We start from the raw sequence: 15,717 nt of genomic DNA, 5'->3' as shown, positions 1-15,717 counted from the left end.
CGCGCTCACTGGTAGTGGCGCTATCAGCTCGCTGGCTTCGCGCCATGCGCATCACCGAGCTGGCCGAGGCCACGGGCGTGGCCCCCGCCACGGTCAAGTACTACGTCCGCGAGGGCCTGCTCCCCGCGGGCACGCGCGTGAGCGACAACCGCACCGACTACGACGACGAGCACGCGCGCCGCGTCCGCCTGGTGCGCGCCCTCATCGACGTGGGGCAGCTGCCCGTCGCGCGCGCCCGGGAGGTGCTCGCGGTGCTCGACGCCGACGCCCGCCGCGTGCAGGAGGTCTTCGCGGTGGCGCAGGACGCGCTGACGCCGGGGCCGTCGGACGCGGATCCGCCGCCCGCCGACGCGCTCGCCCGCGTCGACGCCGACGCCGACCTCGCCGCGGTGCGCGGGCGCCCCGACCGCACGGCCATGGCGGAGCTCATGGTGGTCGGCACGGTGTTGGGCGACCAGCTCGCGGCGGGGCTGCGTCGCATCGCGCAGGCGACGGTGTCCTCGTCCACGTGGGCGACGACGGGCGGCGCCCCGTGATCCGTCGCGCGTACGACTGGCACCGGCCGCTCATGGCGGTCGCCGCGCTCATGGCGGTGGTCGCGGCGGCGTGCCTCCTGGGCGGCCTGGTCGACCACCGCGTCGTGACGGGCGCCCCGGTCTGGGACAAGCCGGCCAGGTTCTCGCTGTCGATCCTCGACTACGCCGTCTCCTGGGCCTGGCTCATCGCGCATCTCCCCCGCTTCCGGCGGCCGGCGCACGCCCTCGGCACCGTGCTCGCGGTCGCGCTCGTCGTGGCGGCTCCGGCTGCCCGAACCGGCGCTCACGCTCGGGATCCGCGCGGGCGCGCTCACCGCGCTCGTCGGCATCGGGCTCGCGTACCTCATGACGTCGCCGACCGCGGCCCAGCTCGCCGACTTCCACGGCGTGGCCGGCGCGCACACGGTGGGCGCGGACGACGACGGTCCCGGGCTGCCCGTGCTCGGCTGGAGCACGACGGCGGGCGACCTGCGGATCCCGCACTTCGTCGGCATGCACGCGCTGCAGGTGCTGCCGGTCGTCGCCCTCCTCCTCGGCGCGGCCGGGCGCCGGATCCCCGCGCTCGCGCCGGACCGGGTGCGCGTGCGGCTGACGGCGATCGCGGCGGTCGCGTACCTGGCGGTCATCGCGATCGTCACGGTGCAGGCGCTCCGCGGCGAGCCCGTCACGGCAACCTCTCCCGCGATCGCGACGGCGGCCGTCGGGGTGGTGCTGCGCGGCTGCCCGCGCCCGACGGCTGCCGGTGACGCGGGTCGCTCCCACGGGGCGCCGGCCGGGCGGACGAGCGCGCCGGATCCTCAGCCGAGCGCGGCGTCGAGCTTGGCCGAGATCTCCTCGAGGTCGAAGTAGTTCTCGATCACGACGACGTCGGCGTACGTGGGACCGATGCGGTCCACGAGCTCCGGCGACGTGAGGATCACCTGCGCGTCCTCGCCGAGGGAGGCGACGCTCGCGAGGTCGGCCGCGGTCACGTCCGCCTCGATGCCCAGGCGCGCGAGCGCGCGCTCCGCGTTGACCTTGAGGATGCCGGACGTGCCGATCCCCACGCCGCAGATCGCGACGACCTTCATGCGCTCTCCTCGCCGGCCATGATGCGCCGGACCTCGTCGACGGTGGTGGCGGCGCGCAGCCGCGGGATCGCGGTCGCGTCGTTGAAGATGTTGGCCATGTCGGCGACCGAGGACACGTGCCGGTCGACCGTCGTGACCGCGAGGCCGACGATGACGTCGACGGGGTCGTTGTGCGCGTGCCCGAACGCGACCGGCTCCGTGAGGGTGACGACCGCGAGGCCGTCCGCGAGCGTCTCGGGCCCGGGCCGGGCGTGCGCGAGCGCGAGCCCCGGGGCGATGACGACGTAGGCGCCGAACTCCTCGACCACGCGGATCATGGCGTCCCCGTACTCCGGGGTGGCCGCGCCCGAGCGGACGAGCGCGTCGCCCACGAGGCGCACGGCGGCGCGCCAGTCGGCGGCCTCGGCACCGAGGTTCACAGCGTCGTCCGGGAGCGGTGGGAGCACGGGGTGCGGCCTCTCTGTCGGGGCGGGCGGGCGGGACGAGCGGGACGGAAGCCGTGGGCCTCGCGCTACAGGCGGGCGAACCCGTCGGAGATGATGTCGGCGAGCGCCTCGCGCTCCTCCAGCGGCAGGAACGCCGCGGCGGCCGCGTTGAGCTGGAACGCCTCGTGGTCGTCGAGGTCGTAGGCGAACGCGTCCGTGAGGAGGGCCAGCTCCCAGCTGATGCTCGTGCCGCTCATGAGGCGGTTGTCGGTGTTCACCGTGACGGCGAATCCGAGCTGGTAGAGCAGGTCGAAGGGGTGGTCGACCATCGCGTCACCCCACGCCGCGATGGCGCCGGTCTGCAGGTTCGACGACGGGCTGAGCTCCAGCGGGATCCCGCGGTCCTTGATCCACTGCGCGAGCGTGCCGAGGGTCACGAAGACGTCCTCGCCCTCCTCGCTGTCGATCTCGATGTCCTCGGCGATGCGCACGCCGTGGCCGAGGCGGAGGGCCCGCCCGTCGAGGAGGGCGCCGCGGATGGACTCGAGGCCGTCGGCCTCGCCCGCGTGGACCGTGCGGGGCATCCACTCGCGCGCCAGCAGGTCGAACGCGCCCTGCATGCGGGAAGGCGGGAAGCCGGCCTCGGGACCGGCGATGTCGAAGCCGACGACGCCGCGGTCGCGGTGGCGGATGGCGAGCTCGGCGATCTCGGTGCCGCGGTCGAGGTGGCGCATGGCGCTGACGAGCTGGCCGACGCGGATGGATCCGCCCGCCTCCTCGACGCCGCGCACGGCCTCCTCGATGCCGGACTGCACGGCCTCGACCGCCTGGTCGAGCGTCAGGCCCTTCGTGAGGTGCTGCTCCGGCGCCCAGCGGATCTCGCCGTAGACGACGCCGTCCTCCGCGAGGTCCTCGACGAACTCGCGGGCGACGCGCGCCAGGTGCTCCTCGGTCTGCATGACGGCGATGGTGACGTCGAAGGTCTTCAGGTACTCGACGAGCGATCCGGAGTCGGCGCTGGTGCGGAACCACTCGCCGAGCGCCTCGGTGCCCTCGGCGGGCAGCGCGAGCCCGATCTCATCGGCGATCTCGACGATCGTCCCGGGGCGCAGGCCGCCGTCGAGGTGGTCGTGCAGGGAGACCTTGGGGAGGTCGCGGTACGACCCTCCGCCGGGCAGCGTGGGGTCCTCGGGAGCGATCGTCATGGGACGAATCTACTAGCCTCGACGCGGCCCACGCCGAGCTAGTCAGCACACGAACGATCGGTGCGCGAGACATCGGTGGGCCGCGACCCGGTCGGAGGACCCATGCCCACGAAGATCCTGATCGACTGCGACCCGGGGCACGACGACGCCCTCGCCCTGATGCTCGCGCACGGCAGCCCCGAGGTGGAGCTCGTCGGCATCACCACCGTCGCCGGCAACCAGACGCTGGAAAAGGTGACGCGGAACGCGCTCGCGGTCGCGACCGTCGCGGGGATCCACGGCGTGCCCGTCGCCGCGGGCTGCGCGCGCCCGCTCGTGCGGCCCGTCATGACGGCGCCCGAGATCCACGGCGAGACGGGGCTCGACGGGCCCGAGCTGCCCACGCCAGTCGTCGAGCTGGATCCGCGGCACGCGGTGGACCTCATCATCGAGACGGTCATGGCCCACGCGCCCGGCGAGATCACGCTGGTGCCGCTCGGCGCGCTCACCAACGTCGCGCTGGCTGTCCGGCGCGAGCCGCGCATCGTCGAGCGTGTGAAGGAGGTCGTGCTCATGGGAGGCGGCTACCACCACGGCAACCGCACGGCCGTCGCGGAGTTCAACATCGCGGTGGACCCGGAGGCCGCGCACATCGTGTTCGGCGAGGCGTGGCCCGTGACCATGGTGGGCCTCGACCTCACGTACCAGGCGACGGCGACCCCGGACGTCATGGCGCGCATCGCGGCCCTCGGCACGCCGGCCGCGCGCTTCGTCGTCGACTCGATGGAGTCCTACGGCCGGGCGTACCACGACCGGCAGGACTTCCCGAGCCCGCCCGTGCACGACCCGTGCACGGTCGCGCGCGTGATCGACCCGCGCCTCGTCAGCGTGCGGCGCGCGCCGGTGTCCGTCGAGCTGACGGGCACGCACACCACGGGCATGACGGTGACGGACCTCCGCCGCCCTGCGCCCGCGGACTGCACGACGCAGGTCGCGGTCGACCTGGACCACGCCGGGTTCTGGGACGTGGTGGTCGACGCGCTCGAGCGCATCGGCTGACGCGCACGCGGGGCCCGGCCGCCATCACGCGACGGCGGCCGACGCGGATCAGCCCTCTGCGGTGATGCGCTCGCGCACGAGCGGGCCGCGCGCGACGTGCTCCTCCGGGTCGCCGACGCGGTACGCGCCCTCGAGCGACTCCAGCGCGCGGGCGAACCGCTCCGGCTCGTCGGTGGAGAGTGTGAACAGCGGATCGCCGCGGCGGACGCGGTCCCCCGGCTTCGCGTGCAGGTCCACGCCCGCGGCGTGCTGCACGGCGTCGCCCTGGCGCGCGCGTCCGGCGCCGAGGCGCCACGCCGCGATGCCGAACGGGAGGGCGTCCTGCTGCACCAGCACGCCGTCGCGCTCGGCGGCGACCACGTGGGTCTCGCGCGCGACGGGCATCGCGGCGTCCGGGTCCCCGCCCTGCGCCCGCACGGTGGCGCGCCACGAGTCCATGGCCCGGCCGTCGCGGAGGGCGTCCTCGACGTCGGCGTCCGGGATCCCGACCGCGGCGAGCATCTCCCGCGCGAGCGCGAGCGTGAGCTCCACGACGTCGGCGGGCCCGCCGCCCGCGAGCACCTCGACGGACTCGCGCACCTCGTTGGCGTTGCCGATGGCGAGGCCGAGCGGCACGTCCATGTCGGTGAGGAGCGCGGTCGTCCGCACCCCCGCGTCGGTGCCGAGCTCGACCATGGTGCGCGCGAGCTCCCGCGACCGGTCGATGTCGGTCATGAAGGCGCCGGACCCGAACTTCACGTCGAGGACGAGCGCGCCCGTGCCCTCCGCGATCTTCTTGCTCATGATGCTCGAGGCGATGAGCGGGATCGCCTCGACCGTGCCCGTTGTGTCGCGCAGCGCGTAGAGGCGCTTGTCGGCGGGGGCGAGGCCGCTGCCGGCCGCGCAGATCACGCCGCCGTGGTCCCGCATCTGCCGCACCATCTCCTCCGTGGAGAGGTCGGCGCGCCAGCCGGGGATCGACTCGAGCTTGTCGAGCGTGCCGCCCGTGTGGCCGAGGCCGCGGCCCGAGAGCTGCGGCACCGCGACGCCGTAGGAGGCGACCAGCGGCATGAGCGGGAGGGTGATCTTGTCGCCCACCCCGCCCGTGGAGTGCTTGTCGACCGTGGGCTTGCCCAACCCGGAGAAGTCGAGCGTCTCGCCGCTCGCGATCATGGCGAGCGTGAGGTCGCGGATCTCGGTGCGGTCCATGCCGCGCAGCAGGATCGCCATCGCGAGCGCGGCCATCTGCTCGTCCGCCACGTAGCGGTCGGTGTACGCGGCGACGAGCCAGTCGATCTCCGCGGTGGAGAGCCGGCCGCCGTCGCGCTTGGTGCGGATCAGGTCGACGACGTCGAACGCGGCGCTCACGAGCGGTCCCCGTAGGCGTCCAGCGTGCTCGGCCCGAAGGCGTCGGGCAGGACCTCGTCGATCGTGCGGATCCCCGACACGGTCTCCAGCAGCATGCCCGGCACCGCGTGCTCGAACAGCAGCTGCCGGCACCGCCCGCACGGCATGAGGATGTTGCCGTCCCCGTCCACGCACGTGAAGGCCACGAGCTGGCCCCCGCCGGTGAGGTGCAGCACGGAGACGAGCGCGCACTCGGCGCAGAGCGTCAGGCCGTAGCTGGCGTTCTCCACGTTGCAGCCGGTGATGACGCGGCCGTCGGTGGCGATCGCCGCGACGCCGACGGGGAACTTCGAATAGGGGACGTACGCGCGGCCCATGGCCTCGTGCGCCGCCTCGCGGAGGGATCCCCAGTCGATGCCGCCCGACCCGCCGGGCTCCACCGCGCTCACGACTTCACGTAGGGCTTGCCGGCGGCGGCCGGGCCGCGCACCTGCCCCACCAGTCCGGCGACCGCGGCGATGGTCACGACGTACGGCAGCATCAGCATGAACTCGCTCGGCACCGGCGACCCGATGACGCCAAGGACGTTCTGCAGATTGCTCGCGAAGCCGAACAGGAGGGCCGCGAGCGTGGCGCGCAGCGGATCCCACCGGCCGAAGATCACGGCGGCCAGGGCGATGAAGCCGGCGCCCGCCGTCATCTCCTTGTTGAACGCGCCGACCGAGCCGAGGGTGAAGAACGCGCCGCCGAGGCCCGCGATCGCGCCCGCGAGGGACACGTTCCAGAACCGGGTCGCGGAGACCTTGATGCCCACGGTGTCGGCGGCCTGCGGGTGCTCGCCCACCGCGCGGAGGCGGAGGCCCCAGCGCGTGTGGAAGAGGCAGTACCAGACGAGGAACACGGCCACGTACATGACGTAGACGATGATCGTCTGCCGGAAGAGCACGGGTCCGATGATCGGGATCTGGCCGAGGATCGGGATGTCGACGCGGTCGAAGCGCGGCGGCGAGTTGAGCGTGCCCGGGTCGGCCGACAGCACCTGCGAGAACAGGAAGCTCGTGAGGCCGGTGACCAACACGTTGAGGACGACGCCGACGATGACCTGGTCGACCAGGTACTTGATGGCGAAGGCCGCGAGCACGAACGACACGAGCATGCCCGCGACCATGGCGGAGGCCAGGCCGATGAGCGGCTGCCCGGTGACGGAGGCCACGACCGCGGACACGAACGCGCCCGCCAGCAGCTGGCCCTCGATCGCGACGTTGACCACGCCCACGCGCTCCGAGAGCACGCCGCCGAGCGCGCCGAAGATGAGCGGCACCGACAGGGCGACCGTGCCGACGAGGAGGCCCGGCACCGGGATCGTCTGGCCCGCGGACGCCCAGGTGAGGAAGGCGACGAGGAACAGGATCGCGAACACGGCGGTGAACCACAGCGGCACCGTCGCCGTCCGGCTCACCAGCACGGCGGACACCACCGTGAGGGCGGCGAGGACCACGGTGACGGCGACGCCGGTTGCGGCGGTCGGCAGGACGAGCGGCGCGAGCTGGATGAGGTCGGTCCCCGTCGAGAGGCCGAACGTGCTCGAGCCCTCGCGGCCGAGGAGCACGAACAGGACGAGCGAGATCACGGTGAAGACGCCGAAGGCGACGGGTGCCTTCCAGCTGGTCGCGACGGCGCGCTCGAGGGCGGCGGCCGCGGGATCGTGCGGCGCGGGTGACGCCGACTGCGTGGGGGTCGTCGCGGTCATGAGGCGATCGCCGCCTTCCGGGTCCGGGTGGTGCGACGCGCCTGGCCCGGCGCAGGCAGGCGGAAGACCGCCCGCACGAGCGGCGGCGCCGCGATGAACAGGACGATGAGCGACTGGACGACCACGACGATGTCGATGGGCACGCCCTCGGCCGCCTGCATGGAGAAGCCGCCGGCCTTGAACGCGCCGAACAGGATCCCCGCGACGAAGACGCCCCACGGTCGGCTGCGGCCGAGCAGCGCCACCGTGATGGCGTCGAAGCCGATGCCCGCGTCGATCCCCGAGCTGAAGCCCGTGGTGACCGTGCCGAGCACCTGGCTCGCCCCGGCGAGGCCCGCGAGCCCGCCGGAGATGAGCATGGCGTAGAGGTAGGAGTTCTTCACGTCGATGCCGGCGACGCGCGCCGCGCTCGGGTTCTCGCCGACCGCGCGGAAGCGGAAGCCGAGGCCGGAGCGGTTGAGGAGGTACCAGACGACGACCGTCGCGAGGACGACCACGAGGAAGCCCGCGTGCAGCGAGTACCCGTCGCCGAGGAGCGCCGGGAAGATCGCGGTGTCCTGCATCGCCGGCGTCTTCGGGTTGTTCGACCCGGGCGCCTGCAGGAGGCCCGGCGTCCGCAGCAGGTAGGAGATCAGGTAGAACGCGACGTAGTTGAGCATGATCGTGACGATCACCTCGTGCGCGCCGGTGCGCGCCTTGAGGAGGCCGACGATCCCGCCCCAGACCGCGCCGCCCACGATGCCCGCGCCGACGGCGAGCACCAGGTGGATCACGGGCGGCAGGTCGAAGCTGAAGCCGACCCAGCCGGCGCACGCGGCGGCGATGAGCATCTGGCCGCGGGCGCCGATGTTGAACAGGCCCACGCGGAACGCGAGCGCGACGCCGAGGCCGGCCGCGATGAGCGGGGTCGCGAAGGTCAGCGTCTCGGTGAGCGGCTTGATGCCGTTCGCGAAGCCCGGCCGGCGGAAGTTGTAGATCGACCCCTGGAAGAGCGCGGAGTAGGCGCCGGATGCGGCGTCCCACCCGGCCCGGAGGGTGTCGAGCGGGCGGCTGAAGAAGTACCCCGCCGCCTTCTGCGTCTCCTCGTCGGTGACGGCGATGAGCAGCGCGCCGACCACGAGCGACAGCACGACCGCGAGCACCGACAGCAGCGCGCTGCCGCTCGCGATCTCGCGGAGCACCTGCCCGGCGCGGGAGCCGCCATCGCCGTCGCCGTCGGCGGTCGCCACGGCGGGGACGCCCGCGGGCGCCTCGGAGCGCGTGGGGTCGCCCACGGATCCGGCCTCGCGGCCGGAGGCGGGCAGCTGGCCCGCGGACGGGTCCTCGGGCACCTGGCCCTCGGGACGAGTGGTGTCGTCGGTCATGCGGTGCGCCCTCCGGCGGTCGTGGGGGTGGGGACGGATGCGGGGACCTCGCCGGCCATCATCAGGCCGAGCACGTCGCGCGGGGTGTCGCCCGGGACGATGCCGACGATGCCGCCGCGGTACATCACGGCGATGCGGTCGGCCAGCGCCGCGACCTCGTCGAGCTCGGTGGAGACGACGATGACGGGGAGGCCCCGGTCGCGCGTCTCGACGACGCGCGTGTGCACGAACTCGATGGATCCGACGTCGAGGCCGCGCGTGGGCTGCGCCGCGACGAAGAGGCGGAGGTCCCGGCTGAGCTCGCGCGCGAGCACGACCTTCTGCGCGTTGCCGCCGGAGAGCCGGCCGACGTGCGTGTCGATGCCCTGCGTGCGGATGTCGAACTCGCGCACGCGGTCGCGCGCGAACTCGTCGAGGTAGCCGAGCTTGAGGGATCCGGCGACGACGAACGGCGGGCTGTCGGACCGGTCGAGCATGAGGTTCTCGGCGATCGTGAACTCCGGCACGAGCCCGTCCTCGTTGCGGTCCTCGGGCACGAAGCCGACGCCCGCGTCGAGCACCCGGCGGACGGAGCGGCCGGTGAGGCGCGTGCCGTCGAGGTCGATGGTGCCGGACACGCGCGGCTGGAGCCCGAGGATCGCCTCGGTGAGCTCGGTCTGGCCGTTGCCCTGCACGCCCGCGATGGCGAGGATCTCCCCCGCGTGCACCTCGAAGCTGACGCCGTCGACGACGACCTGGCCGGCCGCGTCGATGACCGTGAGGTCGCGCACGACGAGCGCGGCGTCGCCGGGCGTCGCCGGCTCCTTCGCGACGGTGAGCGACACGCTGCGCCCGACCATGAGGGACGCGAGCTCGGCGTTGCTGGCCGTGGGCTCGGCCTCGCCGACCACCTTGCCGAGCCGGATCACCGTGATGCGGTCCGCGACCTCGCGCACCTCGCGCAGCTTGTGGGTGATGAAGACGATGCCCGTGCCGGCGTCCCGGAGCTGCTTCATGATGACCATGAGCTCGTCGGTCTCCTGCGGCGTGAGCACGGCCGTCGGCTCGTCGAACACAAGCACCTCGGCGTCGCGCGACAGGGCCTTGATGATCTCGACGCGCTGCTGCACGCCGACGGGCAGGTCGGCCACGAGCGCGTCCGGGTCGACGTCGAAGCCGAACCGGGCCGAGATCTCGCGCACCTTCGCGCGGGCGCCGGCCAGGTCGAGCCGGCCGCCGAGCTTCGTCTCCTCGTGGCCGAGCATGACGTTCTCCGCGACCGTGAAGACGGGGATGAGCATGAAGTGCTGGTGCACCATGCCGATGCCGGCGGCCATGGCGTCGCCGGGTCCGGCGAAGCGGGCCACGACGTCGTCGAGGAGGATCTCGCCCTCCTCCGCCTGGTACAGGCCGTAGAGCACGTTCATCAGCGTGGACTTGCCGGCGCCGTTCTCGCCCAGGAGGCAGTGGATCTCCCCCGGCTGGACGACGAGGTCGATGTGGTCGTTGGCGACCAGGGCGCCGAAGCGCTTGGTGATGCCCCGCAGTTCGAGCTTCATCGGATCAATCCGTTCGGTGGGTCGGGTGAACACGCGGCGGGGGGACCGGCGCCAGCCGATCCCCCCGCGGTGCGTTCGATGCTACTTCGTCAGCGACGACGGCGACTCGACCGCGATCGAGCCGTCGATGATGCCCGCCTTGATGGTGTCGAGCTCGCCCGAGAGGTCCGACGGGACCTCGGACTCGTAGTCGTGGAACGAGGCGATGTCCACGCCGCCGTTCTTGAGCGTGCCCACGTAGGGCGTCGCGTCGAACTCGCCGTCCGCCGCGGTCTTCACGACGTCCTCGACGCCCGTGTCGATGCCCTTGAGCACCGAGGTGAGGAACAGGTCCTTCAGGTCGGGAGCCGTCTCGTACGCGTCGGAGTCGACGCCCACCATGACGACCTTCTTGTCGCTCGAGTCGCGGATGGCCTCGCCGGCGCTGAGGAAGATCGGGCCGCCGACGGGCATGATGACGTCCGCGCCCTGGTCGATGAGGGTCTGCGCGGCGGTCTTGGCCGTCTGGTTGGCGACGAACTCGCCGGTGAACGACCCGCTCTGGCTCGCGACGTCCCAGCCGATGGCCTTGACGTCCTTGCCCTTCTGCTCGTTGTAGTAGTCCACGCCGTCGACGAAGCCGTCCATGAAGATCGTCACGGTCGGGATCTGCAGGCCGCCGAAGGTGCCGACCGTGCCGGTCTTCGAGTAGGCCGCCGCCGCGTAGCCCGCGAGGAACGCGGCCTCGCTGGTGTTGAAGGTGATGGGCTTGACGTTCGGGGCGTCGATCGAGGCGTCGTCGATGATCGAGTACTCGATCTCCGGGTTGGCGGCTGCCGCCTCCTTGGTGGCGTCCGCGAGCAGGAACCCGACGGTGACGATGAGGCCGCAGCCCTGGTCGGCGAGGTTGGTGAGGTTCGGCGCGAAGTCGGTCTCAGCAGCCGACTGGACGGCGTTCGGCTTGACGAGGCCGAGATCCTCCGCCGCCTTGTTGAGCCCCTCGTAGCCCAGCTGGTTGAACGACTTGTCGTCGAAGCCGCCGGAGTCGGAGACCATGCAGGAGACGAGGTCGCTCTTCGCGGCCCCGCCGGTGCCTCCGGCGGTCGACTCGGGGGCGGCGCCGCAGCCCGCGAGGATCGCGGTGATGCCGACGGCGGCGAGACCGCCGAGGGCGGCCTTTCGGGTGGTGATGGTCACTGTGGCCTCCAGGTGCAGCCCGGGTAAGCCGGGCGATGTGCGTTCATGTTACCCATGCACGGGAATGCATCCCGTGCCCGGATCGGGCCTCCCGGCGCAAGCGTTATCGATCCGCGACGGCCCCGAAACACCGCGGCAACACGGGCTCTGCTACGGCGTCGAGACCGACTTCACCTGCACGTCGCCGGAGACGATGCGGGCCTTCAGCGCGTCGAGCTCGGACTGCAGCTCGGGCGACACCGACGCGGCGAGGTCGTGGTACTCCGCGAGGCCCACGCCGCCGTTCGCGAGCGTGCCCACGTAGGGCTCCGAGGAGAAGGACCCCTTCTGGTCGTCGGCCACGATGTCGACCACGGCCTGGCCCGTGTCCTTGAGCACGCTCGTGAGCAGGAGCGGCCGGTACTCGGCGGGCAGGGTGTCGTAGCCGTCGTTGTCGACCCAGATGAGCTTGCCGCTGCCGTGCGCGAGGATCGCCGACGCCGCGCCCTCCCCCACCTGACCGGCCACCGGCATGATCACGTCGGCACCCTGGTCGAGCAGGTTCTGCGTCGTGGTCTGGCCCTTCGACACGTCCTCGAAGTCACCGGTGAAGGTGCCGTCCTGCGCGGCGGCGTCCCAGCCGAGCGCGACGACGCTCGTGCCGTGCGCCTGGTTGTACGCGGCCACGCCGTCGACGAAGCCGTCCATGAAGAGGGTGACGGGCGGCTGGTTGCCGCCGCCGAACGTGCCGACCTTGCCCGTCTCGCTCACGCCCGCCGCGAGGTAGCCCGCGAGGTAGGACGCCTGCGCGGTGTCGAACACGAGCGGCTTGACGTTCGGGGCGTCGACGACCTCGTCGACGATGGAGAAGTGCACGTCCGGGTTCTCCGCCGCGGCCGCCGACGTGGCCTCCGCCAACTCGTAGCCGACGGTGAGGATGAACCCGCAGCCCGTGCCCACCGCCTGCTCGACGTTCGGGGCGAGGTCCGTCTCCGAGGTCGAGACGAGCACGTCGGCCTGGATCCCCAGCTCCTGCTCCGCGCGCTGCAGCCCCTCCCAGCTCGACTGGTTGAAGGAGCGATCCTGCAGGCCGCCCGAGTTGGTGACCATGCGGGCGCAGTAGTCGCTCGCGGCAGCGGAGGTGGCGCCGGGCTCGGGGGCCGCGCCGCACCCGGCGAGGGCCGCAGCGGAGAGGAGGGCGAGGGGCAGGATGGCGGCGCGGATGGCGCGGCGGGTGCGGGGCATCCCCGGAATCTAGCCGGGGCGTTCACGGCCCCTTCCGGCCGCGGAGAACGCCCGGGGGGTTCGTTACCCCTTCGTTACAGGACGTCCGTCCCGCCGCTGAGCTTGAGCGCGTCCACCACGCTCTTGACGCGCTGCGCGTTCTCCTTCGTCGTCACGAGCAGGGCATCGGGGGTGTCCACGACGACGATGTCGCGCACGCCGATGAGGCTGATCACGCGCTTGCTGTTGGCCACGACGATGCCGCTCGACGCGTCCGAGAGGACGCGCGCGTCCTCGCCGAGGATCACGAGGTCGGACTTCCGGCCGCTCGAGTGCATCTTGGCGACGGAGGCGAAGTCGCCCACGTCGTCCCAGGTGAAGCGGCCGGGGATCACGGCGAGCGCGCCCCGGGCGGCGGCGGGCTCGGCGACGGCGTAGTCGATGGCGATCTTCTTGAGGTTCGGCCACACGCGGTCGACGACGACGCCGCGGTCGGCGGTGTCCCACGCCTCGGCGAGCTCGAGCACGCCCTTCAGCAGCTCGGGCTCGGTGCGGCCGAGCTCCTCGAGGAGGCGGTCGGCGCGGGCGATGAACATGCCCGCGTTCCAGAGGTGCGTGCCGCCCTTCACGTAGCCGCGGGCGACGCCGATGCTCGGCTTCTCCACGAACGACGCGACCTCGAGGGCGTGCGGGGCGTCCGGGATGCTGAGCGCCTTGCCGGTGTGGATGTAGCCGAAGCCGGTCGCGGGCTCCGTGGGCGTGATGCCGATGGTGGTGATGTAGCCGGCGTCGGCGGCGATGACGGCCTCGCGCACGGTGTCGCGGAAGCGGTCCGGGTCGGCGATGACGTGGTCGGCCGCGAACGACCCGATGATGACGCCGGGCTCGCGGCGCTGGAGGATGGCCGCCGCGAGCGCGATGGCGGCGGTGCTGTCCCGCCCCTCGCTCTCGAGGACCACGTTGGGGTCGGTGAGCTCGGGGAGCTGGGCCTCGACGGCGGCGCGGTGCGCGCGGCCGGTGACGACCATGATCCGGTCCTCGCCGGACAGGGGCGCCAGGCGCTCCCACGTGTCGCGGAGGAGCGTGCGGCCGGAACCGGTGAGGTCGTGGAGGAACTTCGGGGCGTCCGCGCGGGACAGCGGCCAGAGGCGCGAGCCCACGCCCCCCGCGGGGATCACGCTGTAGAAACGGGAGATCGCGCTCGTCTGCTCGGTCATGGGCCCACACTATCGGCACCCTGGGAAACAGCCGGATGCGTCGAGTTCACGCGACGGCAACGGGGCGTTCACGGGGCCGCGGCGACGGCGTCGGCGACCGTCCCTAGCGTCGGTGTCATGCGCGTAGCCGTCGTCAGCGAGAGCTTCCTCCCCACCGTCAACGGCGTCACCACGAGCGTCTGCCGGGTGCTCGAGCACCTGCGGGACCGCGGGCACCAGGCCATCGTGATCGCCCCGGACGCCGGCGCCCCGTCCCAGTTCGCCGGCTTCCCCGTCCACGGCGTGCCCGCCTTCGCCTACCGGCAGTTCCCGGTCGGGATCCCCAGCCCCCAGGTGCTGCGCCTCCTCACCGACTTCGCGCCCGACGTGCTGCACGCCGCGTCCCCCCTCTTCCTGGGCGCGCAGGCCATTGCGGCCGCGACGCGCATCGACACGCCCTCCGTCGCCATCTTCCAGACGGACGTCGCGGGCTACGCGCGCCGCAACCGGCTGGCCGCCACCGCGCCCTACGTGTGGCGGCTCGTGCGCTGGATCCACCAGGGCGCCGACCTGACCCTCGCGCCCTCGAGCGCAGCGGCTGCCGACCTCGCCGCGGCGGGCGTCGAGCGCGTCGCGCGCTGGGGCCGCGGCGTCGACCTCGACCGCTACCACCCGCGCAACCGCGCCATGGAGGACGCGGTCGCGCTGCGGCACCGCGTATCACCGGGCGGCGAGACGGTCGTCGGCTACGTGGGCCGCATCGCCCCCGAGAAGCAGCTCGAGCGCCTCCAGGCCCTCCGCGGGATCCGCGGCGTGCGCTTCCTCATCGCGGGAGACGGCCCGAGCCAGGCCTCCGCCCGACGCGCTCTCGCGGGCATGCCCGTCACGTGGCTCGGCCGCGTGGGCGGTCGCGAGCTCGCGGCCGCGTACGCGGCGATGGACGTGTTCGTGCACACCGGCACGGAGGAGACGTTCGGCCAGACCGTGCAGGAGGCGCACGCGTCCGGCCTCCCCGTGGTCGCGCCGCACGCCGGCGGCCCGATCGACCTGGTCGACCACGGGACGGACGGGTTCCTCTTCGACCCCGCCTCCCCCCGGGACGCGCACCTGCGGCGGCTCGTGGACGAGCTCGTCGCGAGCGAGCCCATGCGGCTGCGCATGGGAGAGGCGGGTCGCCGCGCGGTCCTCGGCCGCTCCTGGGCCACGATCGGCGACGAGCTCATCGGGCACTACGGCCGCGCCGTGTCCGCCCGCCGGTCGGCCCTGCAGGCGACCGATCCCGCAGGCGTCGGCCCCGTTCCCGTCGTCGCCTGACCCGGTCCCCGGCGGCCCTCGCCCCTTAGGGTGCCCTAACGGGTGACCGCGCGGACCCGGGCCGTAGACTCGTCCCTGACGCGCAATGTCGGCGCGAAGGCGCTCCGCCCACGGGGCACCAGCATCAGGGAGGGTCGTTCCGTGTCCATCAAGACGGCAGGAACCCGCGAACCGCACACGTCGCGCGCACCGAAGGTCCCCGCGGGGACGCTGTACCGGGGCCGCGAGGGCATGTGGTCGTGGGTGCTGCACCGCATCACCGGCGTGTCCATCTTCTTCTTCCTCCTCGTGCACGTGCTCGACACGAGCCTCATCCGTGTGAGCCCCGAGGCGTACAACGCGGTCATCGGCACCTACAAGAACCCCGTCATGGGCATCGGCGAGGTCGCCCTCGTCGGCGCCATCGGGTTCCACGCGCTCAACGGGCTGCGGATCATCCTCATCGACTTCTGGCGCTTCGGCGCCAAGCACCAGCGCCTCATGTTCTACGTGGTCATCGGCCTCTGGGTCGTGCTCATGGCCGGCTTCGTGCCGCGCCACCTCATGAACGTGTTCAGCGAAGCGGGATGGATCTGA

Annotated in this window: 16 protein-coding genes; 5 read left to right on the top strand and 11 right to left on the bottom strand. The window is 72.7% G+C overall.

Annotated elements, in window-relative coordinates:
* Positions 1 to 44: 44 nt before the first annotated feature.
* On the top strand, positions 45 to 536 hold the full coding sequence (locus tag CMN_RS04635) for a MerR family transcriptional regulator (RefSeq protein WP_015489689.1): 492 nt from the start codon (positions 45 to 47) through the stop codon (positions 534 to 536).
* A gap of 345 nt (positions 537 to 881) precedes the next feature.
* On the top strand, positions 882 to 1,385 hold the full coding sequence (locus CMN_RS15285; protein ID WP_227077748.1) for a hypothetical protein: 504 nt from the start codon (positions 882 to 884) through the stop codon (positions 1,383 to 1,385).
* Here CMN_RS15285 and CMN_RS04625 read toward each other — a convergent pair.
* From CMN_RS04625 to CMN_RS04615, 3 genes are all read right to left on the bottom strand, one after another.
* Positions 1,334 to 1,606: a PTS sugar transporter subunit IIB gene (locus CMN_RS04625; RefSeq protein ID WP_015489688.1), complete on the bottom strand. Its 273-nt coding sequence runs from the start codon at positions 1,604 to 1,606 to the stop codon at positions 1,334 to 1,336. The two genes, CMN_RS15285 and CMN_RS04625, sit on opposite strands and share 52 nt — an antisense overlap.
* On the bottom strand, positions 1,603 to 2,052 hold the full coding sequence (locus CMN_RS04620; protein ID WP_015489687.1) for a PTS sugar transporter subunit IIA: 450 nt from the start codon (positions 2,050 to 2,052) through the stop codon (positions 1,603 to 1,605). Before CMN_RS04620 ends, CMN_RS04625 begins: the two co-directional genes overlap by 4 nt.
* A gap of 65 nt (positions 2,053 to 2,117) precedes the next feature.
* On the bottom strand, positions 2,118 to 3,236 hold the full coding sequence (locus CMN_RS04615; protein WP_015489686.1) for an adenosine deaminase: 1,119 nt from the start codon (positions 3,234 to 3,236) through the stop codon (positions 2,118 to 2,120).
* 102 nt (positions 3,237 to 3,338) lie between these two features.
* Between CMN_RS04615 and uriH the strand changes: the two genes are divergently transcribed.
* Positions 3,339 to 4,274, top strand: a complete 936-nt coding sequence (gene uriH / locus CMN_RS04610; RefSeq protein WP_015489685.1) for a uridine-preferring nucleoside hydrolase UriH — start codon at positions 3,339 to 3,341, stop codon at positions 4,272 to 4,274.
* 48 nt (positions 4,275 to 4,322) lie between these two features.
* On the opposite strand, the gene CMN_RS04605 is transcribed toward uriH, so the two are convergent.
* From CMN_RS04605 to CMN_RS04570, 8 genes are all read right to left on the bottom strand, one after another.
* Complete coding sequence (locus CMN_RS04605; RefSeq protein WP_015489684.1) at positions 4,323 to 5,621, bottom strand: thymidine phosphorylase; 1,299 nt, start codon at positions 5,619 to 5,621, stop codon at positions 4,323 to 4,325.
* Complete coding sequence (locus CMN_RS04600; RefSeq protein WP_015489683.1) at positions 5,618 to 6,049, bottom strand: cytidine deaminase; 432 nt, start codon at positions 6,047 to 6,049, stop codon at positions 5,618 to 5,620. The genes CMN_RS04605 and CMN_RS04600 overlap by 4 nt, the downstream gene beginning before the upstream one ends.
* Positions 6,046 to 7,350 (bottom strand): ABC transporter permease, encoded by a 1,305-nt coding sequence (locus CMN_RS04595; protein WP_015489682.1) that lies wholly within the window; start codon positions 7,348 to 7,350, stop codon positions 6,046 to 6,048. Before CMN_RS04595 ends, CMN_RS04600 begins: the two co-directional genes overlap by 4 nt.
* On the bottom strand, positions 7,347 to 8,714 hold the full coding sequence (locus CMN_RS04590; protein WP_015489681.1) for an ABC transporter permease: 1,368 nt from the start codon (positions 8,712 to 8,714) through the stop codon (positions 7,347 to 7,349). Before CMN_RS04590 ends, CMN_RS04595 begins: the two co-directional genes overlap by 4 nt.
* The gene (locus CMN_RS04585; RefSeq protein WP_015489680.1) at positions 8,711 to 10,252 is read right to left on the bottom strand and encodes an ABC transporter ATP-binding protein; all 1,542 of its coding nucleotides are present in this window, start codon (positions 10,250 to 10,252) and stop codon (positions 8,711 to 8,713) included. The genes CMN_RS04590 and CMN_RS04585 overlap by 4 nt, the downstream gene beginning before the upstream one ends.
* Positions 10,253 to 10,333: 81 nt before the next feature.
* Positions 10,334 to 11,428, bottom strand: a complete 1,095-nt coding sequence (locus tag CMN_RS04580; protein ID WP_015489679.1) for a BMP family lipoprotein — start codon at positions 11,426 to 11,428, stop codon at positions 10,334 to 10,336.
* Between the two features lie 150 nt (positions 11,429 to 11,578).
* A complete protein-coding gene (locus CMN_RS04575; RefSeq protein ID WP_015489678.1) occupies positions 11,579 to 12,652 on the bottom strand; it encodes a BMP family lipoprotein in 1,074 nt (357 codons plus the stop codon).
* Positions 12,653 to 12,726: 74 nt separating this feature from the next.
* Positions 12,727 to 13,848, bottom strand: coding sequence for a mannose-1-phosphate guanylyltransferase (locus CMN_RS04570; protein ID WP_015489677.1), 1,122 nt, complete (start codon positions 13,846 to 13,848; stop codon positions 12,727 to 12,729).
* Between the two features lie 117 nt (positions 13,849 to 13,965).
* Between CMN_RS04570 and CMN_RS04565 the strand changes: the two genes are divergently transcribed.
* Both CMN_RS04565 and sdhC read left to right on the top strand, forming a co-directional pair.
* The gene (locus CMN_RS04565; protein WP_015489676.1) at positions 13,966 to 15,141 is read left to right on the top strand and encodes a glycosyltransferase family 4 protein; all 1,176 of its coding nucleotides are present in this window, start codon (positions 13,966 to 13,968) and stop codon (positions 15,139 to 15,141) included.
* A gap of 141 nt (positions 15,142 to 15,282) precedes the next feature.
* Positions 15,283 to 15,717, top strand: coding sequence for a succinate dehydrogenase, cytochrome b556 subunit (gene sdhC, locus CMN_RS04560; protein ID WP_015489675.1), 435 nt, complete (start codon positions 15,283 to 15,285; stop codon positions 15,715 to 15,717).

This window comes from Clavibacter nebraskensis NCPPB 2581 (assembly GCF_000355695.1).
Taxonomy (GTDB): Bacteria; Actinomycetota; Actinomycetes; order Actinomycetales; family Microbacteriaceae; genus Clavibacter; species Clavibacter nebraskensis.
Note: the sequence above shows the minus strand (reverse complement) of the source record. Positions and strands in the feature narration are given on the sequence as shown.